This is a genomic window from Pseudomonas sp. JAI111, assembly GCF_024809425.1.
In the GTDB taxonomy this organism is placed as follows: domain Bacteria; phylum Pseudomonadota; class Gammaproteobacteria; order Pseudomonadales; family Pseudomonadaceae; genus Aquipseudomonas.
Map to the genome: position 1 here is coordinate 66545 of NZ_JANUCB010000013.1, position 20785 is coordinate 87329.

The window sequence follows — 20785 nt, forward strand, 5'->3', positions numbered from 1 at the left end:
TACGCGACCTGACCAACCCGCCGGGCTGAACCATACTTGAACCTCACACCGAAGAGGACAGGCTCATGAACCGGAGCGATGTACTGATCGTCGGTGCCGGCCCGACCGGGCTGGTACTGGCGCTGTGGCTGAGCAAACTGGGGATTCGGGTGCGGATTCTCGACAAGACGTCAGCGCCGGGCACCACGTCGCGGGCGCTGGCCGTGCAGGCGCGGACGCTGGAGCTGTACCGTCAGCTCGACCTCAGCGATGCCGTGGTTCGTAACGGCCATCGCGTCGGCGCGGCGAATTTCTGGGTCAAGGGCGAACCCGTGGCGCACTTGCCGTTGACGCGCATCGGCGAGGGCCTGACGCCTTACGCCTTTCTCGAGATATTCCCTCAAGACGAGCACGAACGGTTGCTGATCGAACGCCTTGAAAAGTTCGGCATCGAGGTGGAACGCAACACTCAACTTGAGAGTTTCGAGGATACCGGCGATGGCATCAGCGTCAGGCTGCGCTTGCCCGATGGCCAGCAGGAAGTCTGCCAGGCGTGTTACCTGGCCGGTTGTGATGGCGCCCGATCAATCGTGCGCAAGACCCTCGACACCGGTTTTCCCGGCGGCACTTACCAGCAGATTTTCTATGTCGCCGATGTGCAGGCCCGTGGGCCGACGTTCAATGGCGAACTGCACGTAGACCTTGATGAAGCGGACTTTCTCGCGGTGTTTCCGTTGGCCGGTGAAGGTCGCGCCCGCTTGATCGGCACCGTGCGCGACGAACGCGCCGACCGGGTTGAGACCCTGCGGTTTGAAGACGTCAGCAGCCGGGCCATCGAACATATGAAAGTGCAGATCGATCAGGTGAACTGGTTCTCGACCTACCGGGTGCATCATCGCGTAGCGGATCACTTTCGCAGCGGTCGTGCGTTTCTTTTGGGGGACGCCGCGCATGTGCATAGCCCGGCGGGTGGCCAGGGAATGAACACCGGAATCGGCGATGCCATCAACCTGGCCTGGAAACTGGCCGCGGTGTTGAGCGGTGGCGCCACGGCCAACCTGCTCGACACCTACGAAACCGAGCGCATCGCCTTTGCCCGCAAACTGGTGGCCACCACCGACCGGGTATTCACGTTCGTCACCGCCGAGGGCCGCCTGGCCGATTTGTTGCGCACCCGCCTGGCACCGTTCGTGATCCCCAAAATGGCCTCGTTCGAAACGACACGCGAATTTCTGTTTCGCACGGTGTCGCAAATCACCCTCAATTATCGCGGGACGCCGTTGAGCACGGGCGTGGCCGGTCACGTTCATGGCGGCGATCGCCTGCCCTGGGCTCACGACGGCGAGGGCGATAATTTCGAATCACTGAAGTGTCCGACCTGGCAGGTGCATGTCTACGGCGACACCAGCGACGAGATGATCGACTGGTGCATCGAGCATCACCTGCCGCTGCACGTATTCGACTGGCGCCCGGCGTTTGAAGCCGCGGGTCTGGGGCGCAACGGGTTTTACCTGTTACGCCCGGACACGTATGTGGCGATTGCCGAGACCTGTGCTGATCCGAAGGTGATCGAGCGGTATTTCAAGCACCACGGGATCCGGCCGTTTTTTGGCAGCGCCTGAGTCCACCCCATACTCCTGTGGGAGCGAGCCTGCTCGCGATGGCGTCGTGTCAGTCGATTGTGTTTTGACTGATACACCGCCATCGCGAGCAGGCTCACTCCCACAGTTGTTTTGCGGTGGGTGTCAGATCCCGGCCAGGGCCAGGTCCATCGCAAAGTAGGTAAAGATCAGGTCCGCGCCGGCTCGCTTGATCGCGCCCAGGCTTTCACGCACCACCCGATCCTCATCGATCGCCCCGGCCTGCGCGGCGAATTTGATCATCGCGTACTCGCCGCTGACCTGATACGCCGACAACGGCAACCGCGACACTTCACGGATGTCGCGGATGATGTCCAGGTAGGCACCGGCCGGCTTGACCATCAGCGCGTCGGCGCCTTCCTGCTCGTCCATCAGCGATTCGCGCACCGCTTCGCGGCGGTTCATCGGGTTCATCTGATAGCTTTTGCGGTCGCCTTTGAGGGCGCTGCCGCCGGCTTCACGGAACGGGCCATAAAGCGCCGAAGCGAACTTGGTCGAATAGGCCATGATCGGAGTCTGGGTGAAACCGGCGTCATCCAGCGCCCGGCGAATCGCCTGGACCTGACCGTCCATCGCCGCTGACGGCGCGATCACATCCGCACCGGCACGCGCCGCGGCCACCGCTTGTCTGCCGAGGTTGATCAGGGTCTGGTCGTTGTCGACCTCGTGGTTGTGCAGCACGCCACAATGGCCGTGATCGGTGTACTCGCAGAAGCAGGTGTCGGACATCACGATCATCTCCGGCACAGCGTCCTTGGCAATGCGCGACATGCGTGACACCAGCCCGTTATCGTTCCAGGTGTCGCTGCCGCTGCTGTCCAGGTGATGCGACACGCCGAAGGTCATCACCGACTTGATCCCGGCCCGGGCGTAGCGCTCGATCTCGCCGGCCAGTTTCGACTCCGGGATACGCATCACCCCGGGCATGCTTTTGATCGGCACGAAGTCGTCGATTTCTTCCTCGACGAAAATCGGCAACACCAGGTCGTTCAAGCTGAACTCGGTTTCCTGGAACAGGCTGCGCAGGCTCGCATTGCGGCGCAGACGGCGTGGACGTGCTTCGGGGAACTGACTGGACATGGGGTTTCCTGAACAAGACAAAAGTCGTAGGGGACGAAGCTTATGCCTTGCGAGGTGTGGGGTACACACCTCAGACGCGGAACAAACCATTACCGGTCCGGCAATAATCCAGGACAGAACCCTGTGGGAGCGAGCTTGCTCGCGAAGGCGCTGTGTCGATCGACACCTTTATTGGCTGACACGACGCAATCGCGAGCAGGCTCGCTCCCACAAGTTAAAGCTTCAGGGTGCCGCTGATGCACGTCACTACAGAACCACCGATCCAGATTTCATCGCCCACCCGCTCGACCTGAATGCGCCCGGCGCGTCCCATCGTCAGCCCCTGACTGACCACATAGGACGCTGGCGCCAGGCCTTCTGCGAGCAGCCATTGGGCAATCCCGGCATTCAGGCTCCCAGTGGCCGGGTCTTCCGGCATACCGTCACCCGAAATGAAGGCCCGCACTTCGAACTGTGCGTCGTCGCCATCGCGCTCGGGTTTCCACGGTGCAATGACGCCAACGGCGAGACCGAGCATTTGCGAGTGATCCGGCTGCAGGTCCAGTACCTGCTGGCGATCCTCGACCATCACCGCCAGCCAGCCGGCACCGTTATCGACCCACTGCGCCCGGACAATCACCCCGGGCTCCAGTCGCAGCCCGCGACGCACGCGCTCGACCACATCGGCCTCCACCGGCCCGGTCCTGATCAGCGGTGGCGCGAGAAAAGCCAGCCCCGCGCCCTGCCTGCGGATCCGCACCAGCCCGACGCCACATTCCTGAATGATCTCCTCGCCCTTGGGCACGCCACCGGCCTCCAGCCACGCGTGGCAAGTGCCCAGCGTTGGATGACCGGCAAAAGGCAGCTCGCTGAGGGTGGTGAAGATCCTCACGCGATAATCCGCACGAGGGTCGCGCGGTTCGAGGATGAATGTGGTTTCGCTGAGGTTGGTCCAGCTCGCGAACGCCGCCATGCGCTCATCACCGAGTTCATCGGCACCGAACACCACCGCCAACGGATTACCCTTGAGCGCGCTGCGGCTGAATACATCTACCTGCTTGAAATCGAATGAGCTCATTGCCTGCCTTGGTCTTGAGAAAGTCGAAGCGGTTTACTTGGGGATTTCCAGCCCGCGCATCACCGCCGGCCGCGCCAGGAAGCGCTCCAGGACCCGGGTGACATTCGGGAAGTCCTTGATGCCCACCAGATCCCCCGCTTCATAGAAGCCGATCAGGTTGCGCACCCACGGAAAGGTCGCGATGTCGGCGATGGTGTAGCGTTCGCCCATGATCCAGTCGCGTCCTTGCAGGCGTTGATCGAGCACCTTCAACAGGCGTTTGCTTTCATCGACGTAACGATCACGCGGACGTTTGTCCTCGTAGTCCTTGCCGGCGAATTTGTTGAAGAAACCGAGTTGGCCGAACATCGGCCCGATGCCCCCCATCTGAAACATCAGCCACTGGATCGTCTCGTACCGCGCCGCCGATTCCTGCGCCAGCAGTTGCCCGCTTTTGTCGGCGAGGTAAATCAGAATGGCACCGGACTCGAACAACGGCAGGGGCTTGTCCCCCGGACCATGGGGATCGAGGATCGCCGGGATCTTGTTGTTTGGGCTCAACGACAGGAATTCGGGAGACATCTGGTCGTTTGTGTCAAAGCCCACGCGATGGGGCTCGTAGGGCAGGCCGATCTCTTCGAGCATGATCGAGACCTTGACGCCATTGGGGGTCGGCAGGGAATAAAGCTGAATCCACTCGGGGTATTGCGCCGGCCATTTTCGGGTGATGGGGAACGAAGACAGATCGGTCATGGGGAGCCTCCATCGGCAAAGAAAGGGTTGAGCATAATCCAGGTTGATCGCCTGACGGTTGCGATCTTTTTGACCTTATCAATATGGCTGATGAACAGGAGCGAAAGATTGCAGCTTTAATGTTGCTGCGCGCCCCGTAATGTATCCAAAAATCCGAAACATCTTGTCGATAACCTCTGCTGCAAGCCGTTCGAGGTTACCGGTACATTGCTGCGCACAAGCCGAAAACGAACCAACAGGCTAAAGAGGAATCTGAACACTGCCTTTTCGGAAACGGGACCGGCTCAACGACAGGGAAAACACCCGAGGCTTGGAGCTCGTGTGCAAAGGTTTGTCAGCCTTAACCGAACGCGCTGAAGATCACCTATTCAAATGATGACCCCTTTGAAATTCGCTGGCCGCTTCAAGCAATGCACCTATGTCGTCCTGACTGCGGCGCTGGCGGCGGGCACGTTGTTTTTTGCACTGGAGCCCGGTGAAAGTCGTGCCCAAGCGGCGGCTGACGGCACCCAGACCCTGGTCTTCCTGCGTCATGCGGAAAAACCTGAAGGCGGTCTCGGCCAGCTCAACTGCCAAGGCCTGAACCGCGCAATCAAACTGGCCACCCTGCTGCCGGAAAAATTCGGCAAAGCCAATTACGTGTTTGCCGCCGACCCGACCCGCAATGTCGAGGAAGGCGAACAGGACAACTCCTACAGCTACATCCGCCCGCTGATGACCATCAGCCCCACCGCCATCAAGCTCGGCTTGCCGGTGAACATCAACTTTTCGGCCAACGACGTTAGCGATCTGGCGGAAGAATTGCTCCACGACAAGTACCACAACTCAGTGATCTATACGGCCTGGTCCCACGGCTACCTGCCCGAGCTGATCAACAAGGTCGCGGAGGAAGCCGTCGGCAAGGAACAGAAAATCACTGAAGACTGGGAGTCCAACGACTATGACTCGCTGGTGGTGCTGACGCTGACCTGGCACAACGGCCGGGCCAGTTTGCAGAGCCACACCTACAAGCAAGGTCTGGATAACGGGCCGACGGCGTGTCCGACGTGAGCTGATCAACGTTTTATAGCGTCTGCCGGGGCAAAAACACCCTGTTACTTTCGGTTGATAAGCCGGGCTTGCAGGTACTCAAGCACCGCGCCCCGCTCTCCGGCAAACTCGATACGCGCGCCCTTCTTCTCCCGCTGGAACGCATACATCGGGTCGTAATACTCACGGAGCAACCCTTCAATCCAGCCCCGGTGTAAGTCCACCGCCCCGCTGCTCGCCTGCTCCGCCAGCGCGTCTTCCATCAGGATCAACATCCGCCGATGCCGCTCACCGCCCAAGCGCTTCTGGACGTTGTTCAGGCTTTCCAGCAATCGCTCGGAAAACAGTGCAAAACCTTCCTCGCCATGTACCGCGACAAACTCGGCGCACAAGTCCACGACGTAATCGCGCAAGATCCGTTCGACTCGCCCTTCCAGGCTGTCTTCCAGCCAGACCATCGGGTACTGCTGCATGCTCTGATAGAGCGGCAACGGCAAGGCGCAACTGCCGATCGCGCGGCTCTCGTCTTCCAGCACAAACTGCTCGATGCCGTGGGCACGCTTCTTCAGCACGTCCACCGCCAGGCGGTTTTCAAAGTCGATATTGGACGGCTGGCCGGTGGCGCGTTTGCCAAAGCTGGAGCCGCGATGATTGGCGTGGCCTTCAAGGTCCAGCGCGTTGCTCAACTGCCAAAGCACCTCGGTCTTGCCGGTGCCGGTCATGCCGCCCAGCAACACGAAATCGCACTGGGCCACGGCCTGCTCGACCGTGTCGAGCAGGAAGGTGCGCATCGCTTTGTAGCCGCCACCCACTCGCGGATAGTCGATGCCGGCTTCGTCCTTGAGCCACTGCTGGGCAATCTGCGAACGCAAGCCGCCGCGAAAACAATACAAATAGCCTTCTGGATGCGCCCGGGCAAAATCGGCCCAGGCCTCGATGCGTTCCGCCTTGATCTGGCCAGACACCAACTGATGCCCCAGCGTGATTGCCGCTTGCTGGCCGTGTTGCTTGTAGCAGGTGCCGACCCGTTGGCGCTCGTTGTCGTTCATCAGCGGCAGGTTGACGACACCGGGGAACGATCCCTTGAAGAACTCGACCGGCGCACGAACATCCATCAGCGGCCGGTCGTTGAGAAAGATGTCGCGGTAGTCGGTGAAGTCCTGTGACATCAAATCACCTCGACCGCGTGGGTCTGTCGCTCGATCAGTTCACCGATTGGCTCAAGCGTCAGGCCCAATTCGGCGGCCACTTTGAGGAATTGCTCGTTGCCTTCAGGCGTGACGGCAACCAGCAGGCCACCGCTGGTCTGCGGATCACACAGCACGCGCTTGTGCAGTTCCTGCAGACGCCCGAGCTTGCTGGCGTAGCTGTCGAAGTTGCGCAGCGTGCCGCCCGGCACGCAGCCCTGCTCAAGGTAATACTCGACGCCCGGCAGACGTGGCACACGCTCATATTCGATGCGCGCGGTCAGGTGGCTGCCGTCCGCCATTTCCACCAGGTGCCCAAGCAAGCCAAAACCGGTCACATCGGTCATCGCGGTCACGCCATCGAGCTTGCCGAAACGGCTGCCGGGTTTGTTCAGCGTGCACATCCAGTCGCGGGCCAGGCCGATGTCGGCATGGCGCAACTTGCCCTTTTTCTCGGCGGTGGTGAGGATGCCGATGCCCAGCGGTTTGGTGAGGTAAAGCAGGCATCCGGCGGTGGCGGTGTCGTTGCGTTTCATGTGGCGTTTTTGCACCAGGCCGGTCACGGCGAGACCGAAGATCGGCTCCGGCGCGTCGATGGAATGCCCGCCGGCCAATGGGATGCCAGCCTCGTCGCATATGGAGCGTCCGCCGCGAATCACTTCACGCGCTATCTCCGGCGCCAGCTTGTCGACCGGCCAGCCCAGGATCGCAATCGCCATCAGTGGATCACCGCCCATGGCGTAGATATCGCTGATGGCGTTGGTCGCCGCGATACGACCGAAATCGAACGGGTCATCGACGATCGGCATAAAGAAGTCGGTGGTGGAGACCACACCACGCTCTTCATCGATGGCGTACACCGCGGCGTCATCGCGCGAAGCGTTGCCGACCCAGAGGTTCGGATCAAGGTTCTGCGCCCCGCTGCCTGCCAGGATCACCTCCAGCACCTGCGGCGAAATCTTGCAGCCACACCCTGCGCCGTGGCTGTACTGCGTGAGACGAATCGGTTCACTCATGGGGCAATACCTTTGAAGTCAATGCGAGCGAGTCTAGCACTGACGCCCCCTGCAAGGCCCTACCGCCCTGTAGCAGCGGCCTGTACCTGACCATAACGACAGTAAAATCCCTGATTTCATCGATTTTTCATGGTATTGGGATAATTGGCATCTGTTGTGCAAACGTTTGCGAGTAGCCAATACCGGCATGTTCGTAACCAAACTGCACCAAGCTCGGAGAACCGGGCTTTCGATCCGCACGAAAAGGGATTTTTAATGCAACGCATGTCCAGCCGCGCGACTTGCTCGCGCACCGCTGCTGTTTCCTTGCTGCTGGCCAGCGTTACAGGACTACTCAGCAGCACCGTTTTGGCGCAACCCGCCGCCGTCGAAGAATCCGCCCAGGGCGAAACCCTCAGCGTCGAGGCCAGCCCCGCGAAAAAAGGCGTGTACCTGTCGGACTGGTTCAATCAGGACCTGACCGTCATCGGCAGCAAAGACATCAGTTTCGGCCCGCAGCCGGCCGACGATATTTACCTGGAATATGAATACTTCGGGCGCAAAGGACCGTTCGAGTTGTACGGCTACATCGACATCCCGAAAATCTTCGACATCGGCAACAGCCATGACAAAGGCGTCTGGGACCACGGCTCACCGGTGTTCATGGAGCACGAACCGCGCATCTCCATCGACTACCTGGCCGGTCGCAGCCTGGCGGTCGGGCCGTTCAAGGAATGGTACGTCGCGTTCGACTGGATCTACGACCATGGCAGCAACAGCGCCAACCGCGCCAACACGCTGTACAGCGGCTTGGGCACCGATATCGACACCCATTCGCGGGTCAACCTGTCGGCCAACTTCTACGGGCGTTACCAATGGGAAAACTATGGCGCCAGCAATGAATACTCGTGGGACGGCTACCGCGCCCAGCTCAAATACATCGTGCCGATCAGCAGCTTCGAGAACGGCGCGTCGCTGACGTACATCGGTTTCACCAACTTCGATTTCGGCTCGGATCTGCACAAGGACAACCCGGCGCGCACCGCCAACGCCACCGTCGCCACCAACGTCTTGCTGTATTCGTTTACCCATTTACGTTTCACCCTGGTCGGCCGTTACTTCCATAACGGCGGCAATTGGGAGGATGGCAGCGAGTTGAATTTCGGCGACGGCGACTTCCGCGCCCGGTCCAACGGCTGGGGTTATTACGCCGGCATCGGTTATCAGTTCTGAAGCTTGTTTGAACCTGGAGGTTTTATGAATGCAATGACGCGTCTTTCCCTGGCCTGTGCCGCCCTGCTCTCTTCAACGGCCTGGGCGAGTGAGACTCCGATCGAGCCGAAAGTGCTGCTGATCACCATGTTCGCCCCCGAGGCGCAGCACTGGATCGATCGCCTGGAACTCAAGCAGGAAGTTCGAGTGCCAGGCCTGTCCGCCGAGTACCCGACGATTCGCTGCAACACGCAGCAGGTGTGCCTGATGGTCACCGGCATGGGCCAGACCAACGCCGCCGCGTCGACACTGGCCTTGTCCCTGTCGCCGAAATTCGACCTGCGTAAAAGCTATTTCCTGATCGCCGGGATTGCCGGCATCAGCCCCAAACACGGCACCATCGGCACTGCCGCGTGGGCGCATTATCTGGTGGAGTTCGGCACCCAGTGGGAACTGGATTCGCGAGACGCGCCGAAAGACTGGCCGACCGGTTACATCGGCATCAACACCAAAGGCCCGAACGAAAAGCCGCCGCTGGACTACAAGACCGAAGTCTTCGAGCTCAATCCGAAATTGCAGGCCAAGGCGTTCGCCCTGTCGCACAACGTCCAGTTGAGCGAGAGCAAAGAGTCGGCCGCCTGGCGCATGAAATATCCATCAGCCCCGGCCAATCAACCGCCGGTGGTGACGCAGTGCGACACGCTGGCGGGCAACACCTGGTTTTCCGGGACACGCTTGAGCGAGCGCGCCGAAGTCTGGACCCGGTTGCTGACAGACAATAAAGGCGAGTACTGCACGACGCAGCAGGAAGACAATTCCACGTATGAAGCGCTGTTGCGGGCCAGTCGCGAGGGGCTGGTGGATGTCCAGCGTCTGGCGGTGGTGCGCGCCGGTTCCGATTTCGATCGACCGGCGCCGGGCCAGAGCGAAGTGGATAACCTGCTCAAGTACGCCGATCAAGGCGGATTCGTACCGGCGCTGGAAAACCTGTACCGCACCGGGAATCCGTTGGTGCAGGAGATTTTGAACAACTGGTCGGCGTGGGAGAACGGTGTTCCCGACGCTTGATCTGACACTACATATCCCCTTGTGGGAGCGGGCTTGCTCGCGAAGGCGGCATAACTTTCAACATCGATGTCGACTGTCAGTCCGCTTTCGCGAGCAAGCCCGCTCCTACATTTGATTGGGGTCAGGGCAACAAAATCACCTTCTCGCCACTGCCCTGGTTCACCTCGGCATACCGCTCCAGCCCTTGTGCCAACGGCGATTCAAGCAGGCCCTCGGGCAACGGCAGCAACCCCTGATCAAAGAACTTGCCGAACTGATCCAGCATCGCAGCACACGCCTGGACGCCGTACAGCAACGAATTGATCCCCACCACCGAACCGCCCTTGCGATACAGCGCCAACGCCGGCAGTTGCACCATGCCGTCCACCGGTGCGGCGATGATTGCGATGCGCCCGAACGCGGCCAGCGCCGGGACCGAGGCCGGCAGCCAGAAGCCCGTGGTGTCGAAAATCACGTCGGCACCGCCGGCATACACGGCGTTGACCTGCGCCCCCAAGTCTTCCGGCTTATCCAGTTGCAGCGTCTGATAACCCTGAGCCTGTAAATCCTTGACCTGCTCGGGGCGCCGCGCCGCTGCCAGCACCCGGGCGCCACGCACCTTGGCCAGCGCCAGCGCGGCACTGCCCACCGCCCCGCCACCGATCACCAATAGCTGCGTTTGCGCCGTTACCAGACTGCGCTCCAGTGCATCCCACGCCGTGGTGTAGGGCACACCGAGGCTGGCGGCCTGGGCAAAACTCAGGTGAGTGGGTTTGAGCGCCACGCCATTGGCCGGCAGTTTGACGAATTGCGCATGGGAACCGTCGGCAAAAAACCCCAGCTCGCGACCGGTGCCCCAGACCTCTTGACCGATCAGCGCCTCAGGCCCCTCAACCACCACACCGGCAAAATCGCGCCCGGGAATGCGCGGCATGGTGGTGTAGGGGAAACGCCCGAGCACGTTTTTCACGTCGCTGGGGTTAAGCCCAGCCGCCTTGATCTGGACCAGCACTTCATCGGCGCCGGGAACGGGGGTTGGAACATCGACATAGCGCAAGGCCGCGAGGTCGCCGGTCTTGTCGAATTGCAGTGCTTTCATGGGAGTGTCCATCACTTCAAGGAAGGGGTTCAGGAGATCCAGCCGCTGACCAGTTGCCGGCCCATGGGCCACAACTTTTCACCGGCGAGCATGCCCAGCAGGCCCACCAGCGCAATGGCCGGTGGTGCGGGGGAACGAAAATCCAGGGCGCCGTACACCAGGCCGACGCCCAGACCGATGACCAGCGAGATGAGGTAGCTCATGGCAGACTCCGTGGCAAAAAAGGTATGCCTGAAGTCTAGAGCGAGGTGACGGAGGGCATCGGCCAAGTGCTTCTGAATATCGGCCAAAGCGTCTTCACGCCTGACATTGACTCGCCGAAAACTGCGAAGGCGCGACACCCAGCTCCCGGCGGAACATGTCGCTGAAGCTGCTCGGTGAATAGCCCAGTTCCCGGGCAATCGTGCTGACCGGCACGCCCTGGATCAATTCCGCCGCTGCCGTCGCCAGTTGCACCTGTCGCCGCCATTCAGCGAAGCCCATGCCCAGGCCGTCCTTGAACAGCCGCGCGAGGGTACGCACGCTGGCCCCGGCATTTTCCGCGTGCTGCTCGAAGGGGATGTCCAGCGAAGGTGCGGCCATGACCGCCTGACACAGGTTCATCAAACGTCGGTCGGACTCATCCGGTAACGGGATTTTCAGCTGTGAACGCCTGGCCCGTCTAAGCTCCAGCAGTGCCAGGCCGACCAGTGCTTCGTAATACTCGGGCGCGCCATCATCGCCCTGCTCCACCAGCCCGACGATCAGCTCTCGCAGCAGCCCGCCGACTTCAATCACCTGAACACTGTCATCCAGCGTGGCGGCCAGTGAGGGGCGCAGGTAGATATTGCGCATCTGCAGGTCCGAGACCACACGAATCCCGTGGGGCACGCCCGGCGGCAGCCACACCGCCCGTTGCGGCGGCACCACCAGCGCCTCAAAGGGCGTTTCAACCCACATGACCCCGCTCATCGCGTACAGCAGCTGGCCCCAGTCATGCTGGTGCGGCTCGATGTACAGGCCACGCGGGTAGGTCCGTGCCAACGGTTGCACGGGGACATCGGTGTCACTCAGGTCTGGAGGGGCAGCAAGGGCCATGGGCAATGATCATTGGGATTTCAGGTGCTTGCATGGTAACGAGCCACCGGCATTGTCGCCACTGGCGGCAGCCGTCCGCCAATCCAAGTGAATTTTCCGCTACCTCGACGATCCTTCTATTACCACAGGGAGGAATACGGGCTTTATGAACAACGCAAAACTTTTCGTCATTGAATACACCCTTCATGGCGTTCCCAAGTCATTCATTATTCGCCTGGACAAGATGGACAACGCGGAAGCTTGGCATTGGGCCAGTTGTGACGCCGGCGTCGGACGAATCCCTCGCTTTGGCCGGGAGAAGGTGCAAAAAACCAGCAAGCCGCTGGCGGAAAAGTTCGGGATCGAAAACGTGACCTGGCGACCGGCTGGCTGAAGCTCGAGAAAAGGGGAAAACAGACATAAAAAAAGTGGAGCCAGGGCGGCTCCACTTTACGTTTTACGTGGATGAGTTATTTGGCGTGGGCGCACTTGCAGCCTTTACTCGCACACTCTTCGCCATGTTCGTGGTGCTTGGCGCACGCTTCACAGCAATAGTGCTTGCCGTGACGCGCTATCGGATGTTCGCCCAGTTTGCATGAGCATTTGGGGCAGTCGCAGGTACTGTCACTGCTGATCATGAGCCTGACTCCATGTGTGGTGGTCGTCGGGTGCGCAATCGCTGGCACCGTCATACCAGTGTAGGAGCTGTCGAGTGAAACGAGGCTGCGATCTGTTGACGTTGGTTTTTTAAAAGATCGCAGCCTCGTTTCACTCGACAGCTCCTACATCGCTCGTAAAAGCGTCCGGCGTCAGGCTTGGCGGGTGTTACTGCGGTACATGAAAAACAAGGCCAGCGCGAGACACGCCATTGCCACGATCCGGCTGCTCGACAACTCGATCGCCGGATTGCCCAGCCAGCCGAAGTTGTCGATCAACATGCCCATGCCCAGTTGCCCGAGAATCACCGCCACGGTCGCCACTGCTGTGCCGACGCGCGGCACCGCGCCGACCATGACCATCATGTAGACCACGCCGAACAGCGCGCCGCTAAGCTGCCATTTCGGCACGTCCAGCAAGCTGACGGCGTGGGCCGGTTCGAAAAACAGGATCAGCAACCCGGTGACCACCGCACCGACCGCAAAGGTCAGCAAACTACTGCGCAACACGCCGACCGTTTCGCCCAGACGCCCGTTAATCGCCGCCTGGACACTCAACACCGCACCGGCGGCCACGACCACCGCCAACAAAATAATCAGATTCATCATTACCCCCGAGCGATCAGAACAAGTGCCACGACAATCAGCAGCAAGGCCAGCCAACGTTCACCGTTGACCTTTTTTCGCGCGGTGCCGAACCAGCCGAAGTGGTCGATCAACACGCTTTTGCCGACCTGCCCGGAGAGGATCGCGATCATCGTCATGGCAATGCCGATGTGCGGCGTGGCCATGGTCAACACGACCACGTAGATCGGCCCGAGGAAACCGCCGATCAACTGCCAGCGCGGCAAGGTGTTCAAGGCCGGTCCCTGTTGCTTGCCGCTGAACAACAGCAGCAAAAACAGAATCGCCGAACCCACGCCGAAGATGCTCAACGTCGCCCATAAATGCCCGACCTGAACCCCGAGCGGGCCGAGCAGACCGGCCTCCACGGAAAGGCCCATGCCGGCCAGGATCACCAGCGGCAGCAGCAACAGGCGCAGCCCCGGTTTAGTGGTCGGCGCGGCGACAACGCCCACGTCGTCGATTGAAGAAGTGTGCATAAGGGGGGACACCTACCAGTTATCAGATAGAACACGACCCCCTGTGGGAGCGAGCTTGCTCGCGAAAGCGCCGGAACATCCAACATCAATGTGACTGACAAATCGCTATCGCGAGCAAGCTCGCTCCCACAGGGTTTGTGTTCTCAGTGGAATTGGCGCGCATTATCGGCTGGCGGTGCTTTGCGATAAATGGGAGCATCCTGACAACACTTTTGCGCAACCCGCACAGCAGGATGACTAATGCACGGCCTCAATGAACTGGGATTCAAGGCACTCCGGCTGTTTGTCGCGGTGCTCGACCACGGCAGTTTTTCCGAAGTCGCCCGCCGTGAAGGCCTGGCGCCCTCTTCGATTTCCCGGCAGATCCAGCTGATGGAACAGGCCTTGAACCAGCAATTGCTCTATCGCCACACGCGCGCCGTCACGCCCACCGAAGCCGGGCGCATGCTGGGCCATCACGCGCGACTGGTGCTGGTGCAACTGGAAGAGGCCGAGCAAGCCTTGCAGGAACAGCAAAGCGAACCCAGCGGACTGGTGCGGATCAACGCGCCAGTGGTGTTCGGGCAACGTCATCTCACGCCTTGGCTGGGGCAGCTGTGCGAGCGCTACCCGAAACTGCAACTGGATATCCAGCAGACAGACAGCTACATCGACCCGTTACAGGAAGGCGCCGACCTGCTGTTTCGCATCGGCCCGCTGCACGATTCGAGTATGCAGGCGCGCATCCTCGCGCCGCACCGGTTTCAAGTCGCCGCCAGCCCGGCCTATCTGCAACGCAACGGCACGCCGAGACATCCTGAGGATCTGGCGGCGCATCAATGCCTGGCCTACAAAGGCGTGACGGGGCAACAGCGCTGGTTTTTCCGCCAGGACCAGCAGGACTGGACGCCCTACTCGGTGAAAGGACCGATCACCGGCAACCACGCCGACACACTCACCCAGGCCGCTGAACAGGGGCTGGGGCTGGTGATGTTCCCGTCGTGGCTGATTGGTGAAGCGGTGCGCAACGGCACGCTGGTGCCGGTGCTTGGGGATTATCAGGTGTCCAACAGCCTTGAGCCGCAGCAGATTGCGGTGCTTTGGCCCGGCAGTCGGCGGTTGTCGGTGAAGGTCAGGACGGTGATCGATTTCTTTGTGGAATGCTTTGGCGCGGTGCCGTACTGGGACAGACCCTGACACAGAGCTGTGTAGGAGCTGTCGAGTAAAACGAGGCTGCGATCTTTTGATCTTGCTTTTTTAACAACAAGATCAAGAGATCGCAGCCTCGTTTTACTCGACAGCTCCTACAGGTTCTTCGGGGTGTCAGATACGGAACTGACCGACCAGTTTGCCCAGGCGCTGACCGAGGTCGGCGAGGCTGCGCGAGGTCTGGGCGCCGAGTTGGGTTTCGTCGGCGACACTGTCCACCGCCACGGCAATCTGGTGCACGCTGCGGTTGATCTCTTCGGCCACGGCGGTCTGTTCTTCCGCCGCGCTGGCGATCTGAGCGTTCATCGAGTTGATGGTGCCGATCAGCTGGGCCATGGTGTCCAGCGATGCGCCAGCTTCATTAGCCTGGGCCGAAGTACCGTCGCCCGCTTCACTGGAACGACGCATCGCTTCCACCGCCGATTGAGTCCCGGCCTGCAAACGGTCGATCATGCCCTGGATTTCCTGGGTGCTGATCTGCGTACGACTGGCCAGTGCCCGCACTTCGTCGGCCACCACTGCAAAACCGCGTCCCGCTTCACCGGCGCGCGCCGCCTCAATCGCGGCGTTCAGCGCCAGCAGGTTGGTCTGCTCGGCAATCGAGCGAATCACCCCCAGCACGCTGACAATCGACGACACGTCTTTTTGCAGGCTGTCGAGGGACACGCCGCTGCTGCGAATGTCGTCCACCAACGCATGAATCTTCACAATGCTGCCCGCCACCACACGCTTGGCGGCCTGGCCTTCCTCGTCGGTTTGCTGGGCTGCAACCGCCGCGTTTTGTGCACTCTTCGCCACTTCCTGCGCCGCCGCCGACATTTCGTTGATCGCCGTGGCAACCTGATCTGTCTCGTGACGCTGACGCTCCATGGCCTGATCCGAACGATGGGCCTGATCGGAGACCTGAGTCACCAGGCCGGTCAGCTGCGAAGTCATTTCGGTGATCTGACGCACCAGGCCGTGGATCTTGTCGACGAAACGGTTGAACGAGCCGGCCAGATCGCCGAGTTCATCCTGGCTGGTGATTGTCAGGCGACGGGTCAGGTCGCCCTCGCCCGCCGCGATGTCATCGAGGTTGGCTTTCATCAGGTTCAGCGGACGCAGAATGGTATTGGCCAGCAGCATCCCGGCGGCTGCGATCACCAACAGCACCACCACGGCAATCCCGACGATGCTCAGCACCACGCCTTCCATGCGTTCCTTGACCTTGGCTTCCACCAGGGCGACTTGCGCTTCGATGCCGTCAAGGTTGACCGAGGTGCCGACCGCCATGTCCCACTTGGGCAGGTATTCGGTGTAACCGAGCTTGGGCACCAGCACTTGGGTGTTTCCAGGCAATGGCGAGCTGTATTGCAGGTAGTGAGTGCCGTCCTTGGCGACGTTCACCAGGTCACGGTTGACGTAGACGCCGTTCGGGTCGCGGTTGTCCTTGAAGCTCTGGCCCACGCCATCGGGGCTGTTGGCCTTGAACAGGCGCACGGTGTTGGAGTCGTAGCCGAAGAAGTAGCCTTCCTTGCCGTAGCTGATGCTCGACAGCAGCTTGATCGCCTGGGCCCGCGCCGCGTTATCGCCCTGGGCCGCCGCGTCATACAACGGTTTGATCGTGGTCATGGCAACCGCGACGTAGCTTTGCAGGGTGGCCTTGGCGTCGCTGAGCAGGCGCTCGCGCGTTTCCTCGACTTCCTTGCGAGCCTGTTCTTGCAGAATGAACAACGTGGTCAGGCTGATGACCAGCGCAAAGAGCAACACCGGGAGGACGGCAAGGGACAGGACTTTAGCCTTGAGGCTCATGCGCATGACGGTTCACTCTTTTGATTTTATTGGCGTGGTTAAAGGCTGTAACGGCACGCCGGACCAAAAGTTGAATCCGCAGGGAGGTATGCAAGCCCCCTGTGGGAGCGAGCAGGCTCACTCCCACAGGGGGAAATGTGGTTACAGGACCATCGCGGCGACCCAGCCAAACGCCAGCAGCGGCAGGTTGTAGTGCAGGAAGGTCGGCACCACGGTGTCCCAGATGTGGTGATGCTGGCCGTCGATGTTCAGGCCGGAGGTCGGCCCCAGCGTCGAGTCCGAGGCCGGCGAACCCGCGTCGCCCAAGGCGCCGGCCGTGCCGACGATGCACACGATTGCAATCGGGCTGAAGCCCAGCTGCACGCACAACGGCACGAAAATCGCCGCCAGGATCGGCACGGTGGAAAACGACGAGCCGATGCCCATCGTCACCAGCAGACCGACCAACAACATCAGCAATGCCCCCACGCCTTTGCTGTGGTCGATCCACGATGCCGACGCCTCGACCAGGGTTTGCACCTCGCCGGTGGCCTTCATCACTTCGGCAAAACCGGACGCGGCGATCATGATGAAGCCGATCATCGCCATCATTTTCATGCCTTCGGTGAACAGGTCGTCCGTGTCGCGCCACTTGACGATGCCCGAGACCGAGAAGATCAGGAATCCGGCCAGCGCACCGATGATCATCGAGTCCAGCAGCAACTGAATGATGAACGCGGCCACGATGGCGACACCGGCGACCATCAAGCTCAGCGGGTTGTATTCCACCGCGACTTGCTCGACTTGCTCGATCTTTTCCAGGTCGTAGACGCGCTTTTTGCGGTAGCTGATAAAGGCTGCCGCCAGCCCCACGACCATGCCCAGTGCCGGAATGCCCATCGCGTGGGTGACGTTGATGCCGCTGATGTCGACGCCGCTGCGGGCCACGTTGGCCAGCAGGATTTCATTGAGGAATATGTTGCCAAAGCCCACCGGCAAGAACATGTACGGCGTGATCAGGCCGAAGGTCATGACGCAGGCGATCAATCGGCGATCCAGTTGCAGCCGGGTCAATACATAAAGAAGTGGCGGCACCAGCAACGGAATAAAGGCGATATGTATCGGCAGGATGTTCTGCGATGCGATCGCCACCACCCAGAGCAGACCGATCAGCAGCCACTTGACCTGGCGGCCACCGCTGGCGTGCTGCCGATCGACCATCGCCAACGCTTTGTCCGCCAGCGCATGGGCCAGGCCGGACTTGGCAATCGCCACCGCGAACGCCCCGAGCAAGGCGTAAGACAATGCCACCGTCGCGCCGCCGCCGAGGCCGCTGTTGAAGGCTTTGAGGGTGGCGTCGATGCCCAGGCCACCGGTCAAACCACCCACCAGCGCGCCGACGATCAGTGCGATCACGACGTGCACGCGGGACAGGCTGAGGATCAGCATGACGCCGACCGCAGCAATTACAGCATTAATCATCGTTACCTCAAGGCAAGCGAAATGAGCTCAGCCGGCAGTCTGCGAAGAGCCGCCAGCGGATTAGGGAATGGGTTTTATTAGAGGGCGCGCACTTTGAAGGAAGCCGCCGCAAGCTGCAACCCTCAAGAAAGTCGATCGTGCGCCGTTACAGTGCAAAGTCTCAGATGTTTATCGAATAAAGGACGTCTCCATGTCGCTTAGACAACTTTCCATTCAATGGAAAATCACCCTGCTGGCCGGGCTGTGCCTGGCCGGCATCGTGACCCTGCTGGTGGGTCTTTCGCTGTATCGCATGGAGCACAGCTCCGAGATGGTGAAAGCCTCAAGCATGGAGATGCTCACCGAAGCCGCGCAGGCCCGGATCGAATCCCAGGGTGAAAACCAGGCGCTGGGGATTCGCCAGCAGTTCATGGACGCCTATCAATATGGCCATGGTTTTTCGCGGCAGGTGCTGTTCCTGCGCGATCAGGCCGAAAAGCGTTTTCTGGACGCCTTCGACCTGCGTGAAGACCTGACTCGCCAGGTCAAATCGGCGCTGCAGGCCAACCCGGAACTGCTCGGCCTGTCCCTGGTGTTCGAAGCCAACGCGCTGGATGGCAAGGATGAGCTGTTCGAAGGCCAGGCGGAGCTGGGCAGCAACGACAAGGGCCGGTTTGCCCTGTACTGGTCGCAACCGACGCCGGGCAAGGTCACCTCGATGGCGCTGCCGGAAAGTGACATGGCCGACACCAGCACCGGCCCCAGCGGCGAGCCGGCCAACGCCTGGTTCACCTGCCCGCGCACCACGCTCAAGCCCTGCGTGATCGAACCGTACTTCTATGTGATCGACGGTCAGAACGTGCTGATGACCAGCATCGTGTTCCCGCTGATAGTCAACGGCAAAGTCATCGCCTCGCTGTCGGTGGACATCAACCTCAACAGCCTGCAAGCCATGAGCCAGGGCGCCAGTAAAAAACTCTACGACGGCCAGACCAGCGTCAGCATCATCAGCCCGGTCGGCCTGCTGGCCGGTTACAGCCCGGACGCGAGCAAACTCAGCCAGCGCCTGGACGCCGTGGACAAGACCAGCGGTGCCGAGCTGATTCGCCTGCTCGCCGCCAGCAGCAAAACCGAAAGCCTGCACAATGATCATCAACTCAAAGTACTGGCGCCGTTCCTGCCGATTCCCGGTGGCAAGTCCTGGGGCGTGTTGCTCGACGTGCCGGAAAAAGTGCTGGTCGGCCCCGCCGATGCCCTGAAAAAACAACTCGATGACAGCAACCGGTCCGGCACGCTGGTCGAGCTCAGCCTGGGCGTGCTCGCCGCGCTGATTGGCTTGTTGCTGGTGTGGCTGATGGCGCGCAGCGTGACCAGACCGATCCTCGGCGTGGCGCACATGCTCGAAGACATCGCCAGCGGCGAAGGCGACCTGACCCGGCGCCTGGCCTATGACAAACAGGATGAACTGGGCCAGTTGGCCGGCTGGTTCAACCGTTTCCTCGACAAGCTGCAACCTATCATCGCCGAGGTCAAACGCTCGGTGCAGGACGCGCGCAGCACGGCGGACCAATCGGCCGCCATTGCCACCCAGACCAGCGCCGGCATGGAGCAGCAATACCGCCAGGTCGACCAAGTGGCGACGGCGTCCCACGAAATGAGCGCCACCGCCCAGGACGTCGCCCGCAGCGCGGCGCAAGCGGCCCAGGCGGCAAAGGAGGCGGATCAGGCGACTCGCCGAGGCTTGACCGTGATCGACCAGACCACCACGAGCATCGACAACCTCGCCGCCGACATGAGCGCAGCAATGGTGCAAGTCGAAGGCCTGGCGGCGAACAGCGAGAAAATCGGTTCGGTGCTGGAAGTGATTCGCGCCATCGCCGAACAAACCAACCTGCTGGCGCTCAACGCCGCCATCGAAGCGGCCCGGGCCGGTGAAGCCGGACGCGGTTTTGCCGTGGTGGCTGACGAAGTGCGCAACCTGGCGCGACGCACTCAGGAGTCGGTCGAAGAAACCCGACTGGTGATCGAGCAATTGCAGAGCGGCACCCAGGACGTGGTCGGCTCGATGAACAACAGCCATCGCCAGGCCCAAGGCAGCGTCGAACAAGTGGGTCAGGCGGTCACCGCGTTGCGCCAGATTGGCGAGGCCGTGACGGTGATCACCGACATGAACCTGCAGATCGCCTCGGCAGCTGAAGAGCAAAGCGCGGTGGCCGAGGAAATCAACAACAACGTGGCAACGATTCGCGACGTGACCGAATCGCTATCGGGACAGGCCAACGAGTCAGCGCGGGTGAGCCAGTCGCTCAACAGCCTGGCGAATCAGCAGCAGGGCTTGATGGATCAATTCCGTGTGTAACCCGGATAAATGATCGTTCCCACGCTGATCGTTCCCACGTCGAGGCGTCGAACCGTCCGCGTGGGAATGCCGCCAGGGACGCTCCGCGTTCCGTTTTGGGATGTGACGCAGAGCGTCACGGGATGCATTCCCACG

Annotated in this window: 20 protein-coding genes and 2 pseudogenes; 8 read left to right on the plus strand and 14 right to left on the minus strand. The window is 61.0% G+C overall.

The annotated features are described in order from the left end of the window. Nucleotides 1-65 precede the first annotated feature (65 nt). Nucleotides 66-1601, plus strand: coding sequence for an FAD-dependent oxidoreductase (locus HNR03_RS29125; RefSeq protein ID WP_259157538.1), 1536 nt, complete (start codon nt 66-68; stop codon nt 1599-1601). A gap of 123 nt (nt 1602-1724) precedes the next feature. Here the strand turns inward: HNR03_RS29125 and hemB are convergent, their stop codons facing one another. The 3 genes from hemB to HNR03_RS29140 form a co-directional block, all read right to left on the minus strand. Further along, the gene (gene hemB, locus HNR03_RS29130) at nt 1725-2699 is read right to left on the minus strand and encodes a porphobilinogen synthase (protein ID WP_259157539.1); all 975 of its coding nucleotides are present in this window, start codon (nt 2697-2699) and stop codon (nt 1725-1727) included. Nucleotides 2700-2913: 214 nt separating this feature from the next. After that, nucleotides 2914-3756 carry a PhzF family phenazine biosynthesis protein gene (locus tag HNR03_RS29135; RefSeq protein WP_259157540.1) on the minus strand — a complete coding sequence of 281 codons (843 nt, stop codon included), beginning with the start codon at nt 3754-3756 and terminating at the stop codon, nt 2914-2916. A 33-nt stretch (nt 3757-3789) separates the two neighbouring features. Continuing rightward, entirely contained in the window at nt 3790-4488 is a 699-nt protein-coding gene (locus tag HNR03_RS29140) for a glutathione S-transferase family protein (RefSeq protein WP_222587739.1), read from the minus strand. Nucleotides 4489-4860: 372 nt separating this feature from the next. Between HNR03_RS29140 and HNR03_RS29145 the strand changes: the two genes are divergently transcribed. Then, the gene (locus HNR03_RS29145; RefSeq protein WP_259157541.1) at nt 4861-5538 is read left to right on the plus strand and encodes a histidine phosphatase family protein; all 678 of its coding nucleotides are present in this window, start codon (nt 4861-4863) and stop codon (nt 5536-5538) included. 44 nt (nt 5539-5582) lie between these two features. Here HNR03_RS29145 and mnmH read toward each other — a convergent pair whose 3' ends face one another. Continuing rightward, a complete protein-coding gene (mnmH, locus tag HNR03_RS29150) occupies nt 5583-6686 on the minus strand; it encodes a tRNA 2-selenouridine(34) synthase MnmH (protein WP_259157542.1) in 1104 nt (367 codons plus the stop codon). After that, a complete protein-coding gene (selD, locus tag HNR03_RS29155; RefSeq protein WP_222587742.1) occupies nt 6686-7720 on the minus strand; it encodes a selenide, water dikinase SelD in 1035 nt (344 codons plus the stop codon). The genes mnmH and selD overlap by 1 nt, the downstream gene beginning before the upstream one ends. A gap of 255 nt (nt 7721-7975) precedes the next feature. Between selD and HNR03_RS29160 the strand changes: the two genes are divergently transcribed. Then, on the plus strand, nt 7976-8932 hold the full coding sequence (locus tag HNR03_RS29160) for a nucleoside-specific channel-forming protein Tsx (RefSeq protein ID WP_222587743.1): 957 nt from the start codon (nt 7976-7978) through the stop codon (nt 8930-8932). 24 nt (nt 8933-8956) lie between these two features. Then, the gene (locus HNR03_RS29165; RefSeq protein WP_259157543.1) at nt 8957-9979 is read left to right on the plus strand and encodes a purine nucleoside permease; all 1023 of its coding nucleotides are present in this window, start codon (nt 8957-8959) and stop codon (nt 9977-9979) included. A 121-nt stretch (nt 9980-10100) separates the two neighbouring features. On the opposite strand, the gene HNR03_RS29170 is transcribed toward HNR03_RS29165, so the two are convergent. From HNR03_RS29170 to HNR03_RS29180, 3 genes are all read right to left on the minus strand, one after another. Further along, nucleotides 10101-11057: a zinc-binding alcohol dehydrogenase family protein gene (locus HNR03_RS29170; protein WP_259157544.1), complete on the minus strand. Its 957-nt coding sequence runs from the start codon at nt 11055-11057 to the stop codon at nt 10101-10103. A 29-nt stretch (nt 11058-11086) separates the two neighbouring features. After that, nucleotides 11087-11260 (minus strand): DUF1427 family protein, encoded by a 174-nt coding sequence (locus HNR03_RS29175; RefSeq protein WP_090186053.1) that lies wholly within the window; start codon nt 11258-11260, stop codon nt 11087-11089. Between the two features lie 94 nt (nt 11261-11354). Further along, nucleotides 11355-12134 carry a helix-turn-helix domain-containing protein gene (locus HNR03_RS29180; protein WP_259157545.1) on the minus strand — a complete coding sequence of 260 codons (780 nt, stop codon included), beginning with the start codon at nt 12132-12134 and terminating at the stop codon, nt 11355-11357. A gap of 145 nt (nt 12135-12279) precedes the next feature. Here HNR03_RS29180 and HNR03_RS29185 point away from each other — a divergent pair, with 145 nt between their 5' ends. Continuing rightward, nucleotides 12280-12507 carry a DUF6555 family protein gene (locus tag HNR03_RS29185; RefSeq protein ID WP_090186063.1) on the plus strand — a complete coding sequence of 76 codons (228 nt, stop codon included), beginning with the start codon at nt 12280-12282 and terminating at the stop codon, nt 12505-12507. A 76-nt stretch (nt 12508-12583) separates the two neighbouring features. Here the strand turns inward: HNR03_RS29185 and HNR03_RS29190 are convergent, their stop codons facing one another. From HNR03_RS29190 to HNR03_RS29200, 3 genes are all read right to left on the minus strand, one after another. Further along, a complete protein-coding gene (locus HNR03_RS29190; protein WP_090186068.1) occupies nt 12584-12751 on the minus strand; it encodes a metallothionein in 168 nt (55 codons plus the stop codon). A 171-nt stretch (nt 12752-12922) separates the two neighbouring features. After that, nucleotides 12923-13375 carry a DMT family transporter gene (locus HNR03_RS29195; RefSeq protein ID WP_090188824.1) on the minus strand — a complete coding sequence of 151 codons (453 nt, stop codon included), beginning with the start codon at nt 13373-13375 and terminating at the stop codon, nt 12923-12925. Between the two features lie 2 nt (nt 13376-13377). Then, the gene (locus HNR03_RS29200) at nt 13378-13872 is read right to left on the minus strand and encodes a DMT family transporter (protein WP_259157546.1); all 495 of its coding nucleotides are present in this window, start codon (nt 13870-13872) and stop codon (nt 13378-13380) included. Between the two features lie 240 nt (nt 13873-14112). Between HNR03_RS29200 and HNR03_RS29205 the strand changes: the two genes are divergently transcribed. Further along, nucleotides 14113-15048, plus strand: a complete 936-nt coding sequence (locus HNR03_RS29205; protein ID WP_259157547.1) for a LysR family transcriptional regulator — start codon at nt 14113-14115, stop codon at nt 15046-15048. Nucleotides 15049-15174: 126 nt separating this feature from the next. On the opposite strand, the gene HNR03_RS32055 is transcribed toward HNR03_RS29205, so the two are convergent. From HNR03_RS32055 to HNR03_RS29215, 3 genes and pseudogenes are all read right to left on the minus strand, one after another. Continuing rightward, nucleotides 15175-15996, minus strand: a complete 822-nt coding sequence (locus HNR03_RS32055; protein WP_405046097.1) for a methyl-accepting chemotaxis protein — start codon at nt 15994-15996, stop codon at nt 15175-15177. 84 nt (nt 15997-16080) lie between these two features. Next, a pseudogene (locus HNR03_RS32060) lies at nt 16081-16857 on the minus strand (cache domain-containing protein); the annotation flags it as partial. A 135-nt stretch (nt 16858-16992) separates the two neighbouring features. After that, nucleotides 16993-18309 carry a Na+/H+ antiporter family protein gene (locus HNR03_RS29215; RefSeq protein ID WP_259157589.1) on the minus strand — a complete coding sequence of 439 codons (1317 nt, stop codon included), beginning with the start codon at nt 18307-18309 and terminating at the stop codon, nt 16993-16995. A 1336-nt stretch (nt 18310-19645) separates the two neighbouring features. On the opposite strand from HNR03_RS29215, the pseudogene HNR03_RS32065 reads away from it, so the two are divergent. Further along, nucleotides 19646-19792 (plus strand): annotated as a pseudogene (locus HNR03_RS32065) (HAMP domain-containing protein); the annotation flags it as partial. A gap of 102 nt (nt 19793-19894) precedes the next feature. Continuing rightward, the gene (locus tag HNR03_RS32070) at nt 19895-20650 is read left to right on the plus strand and encodes a methyl-accepting chemotaxis protein (protein ID WP_405046098.1); all 756 of its coding nucleotides are present in this window, start codon (nt 19895-19897) and stop codon (nt 20648-20650) included. Nucleotides 20651-20785 lie beyond the last annotated feature (135 nt).

Bases quoted from the DNA above. Each gene is read 5' to 3' on its own strand.
- HNR03_RS29160 (WP_222587743.1), top strand. From the start codon at position 7,976: ATGCAACGCATGTCCAGCCGCGCGACTTGCTCGCGCACCGCTGCTGTT.
- HNR03_RS29165 (WP_259157543.1), top strand. From the start codon at position 8,957: ATGAATGCAATGACGCGTCTTTCCCTGGCCTGTGCCGCCCTGCTCTCT.
- selD (WP_222587742.1), bottom strand. From the start codon at position 7,720: ATGAGTGAACCGATTCGTCTCACGCAGTACAGCCACGGCGCAGGGTGT.
- HNR03_RS29170 (WP_259157544.1), bottom strand. From the start codon at position 11,057: ATGAAAGCACTGCAATTCGACAAGACCGGCGACCTCGCGGCCTTGCGC.
- HNR03_RS29135 (WP_259157540.1), bottom strand. From the start codon at position 3,756: ATGAGCTCATTCGATTTCAAGCAGGTAGATGTATTCAGCCGCAGCGCG.
- HNR03_RS32070 (WP_405046098.1), top strand. From the start codon at position 19,895: ATGGAGCAGCAATACCGCCAGGTCGACCAAGTGGCGACGGCGTCCCAC.
- HNR03_RS29180 (WP_259157545.1), bottom strand. From the start codon at position 12,134: ATGGCCCTTGCTGCCCCTCCAGACCTGAGTGACACCGATGTCCCCGTG.
- HNR03_RS29140 (WP_222587739.1), bottom strand. From the start codon at position 4,488: ATGACCGATCTGTCTTCGTTCCCCATCACCCGAAAATGGCCGGCGCAA.
- HNR03_RS29175 (WP_090186053.1), bottom strand. From the start codon at position 11,260: ATGAGCTACCTCATCTCGCTGGTCATCGGTCTGGGCGTCGGCCTGGTG.
- HNR03_RS29195 (WP_090188824.1), bottom strand. From the start codon at position 13,375: ATGAATCTGATTATTTTGTTGGCGGTGGTCGTGGCCGCCGGTGCGGTG.
- HNR03_RS29185 (WP_090186063.1), top strand. From the start codon at position 12,280: ATGAACAACGCAAAACTTTTCGTCATTGAATACACCCTTCATGGCGTT.
- mnmH (WP_259157542.1), bottom strand. From the start codon at position 6,686: ATGTCACAGGACTTCACCGACTACCGCGACATCTTTCTCAACGACCGG.
- HNR03_RS29145 (WP_259157541.1), top strand. From the start codon at position 4,861: ATGATGACCCCTTTGAAATTCGCTGGCCGCTTCAAGCAATGCACCTAT.
- HNR03_RS29200 (WP_259157546.1), bottom strand. From the start codon at position 13,872: ATGCACACTTCTTCAATCGACGACGTGGGCGTTGTCGCCGCGCCGACC.
- HNR03_RS29190 (WP_090186068.1), bottom strand. From the start codon at position 12,751: ATGATCAGCAGTGACAGTACCTGCGACTGCCCCAAATGCTCATGCAAA.
- HNR03_RS32055 (WP_405046097.1), bottom strand. From the start codon at position 15,996: ATGACTTCGCAGCTGACCGGCCTGGTGACTCAGGTCTCCGATCAGGCC.
- hemB (WP_259157539.1), bottom strand. From the start codon at position 2,699: ATGTCCAGTCAGTTCCCCGAAGCACGTCCACGCCGTCTGCGCCGCAAT.
- HNR03_RS29205 (WP_259157547.1), top strand. From the start codon at position 14,113: ATGCACGGCCTCAATGAACTGGGATTCAAGGCACTCCGGCTGTTTGTC.
- HNR03_RS29125 (WP_259157538.1), top strand. From the start codon at position 66: ATGAACCGGAGCGATGTACTGATCGTCGGTGCCGGCCCGACCGGGCTG.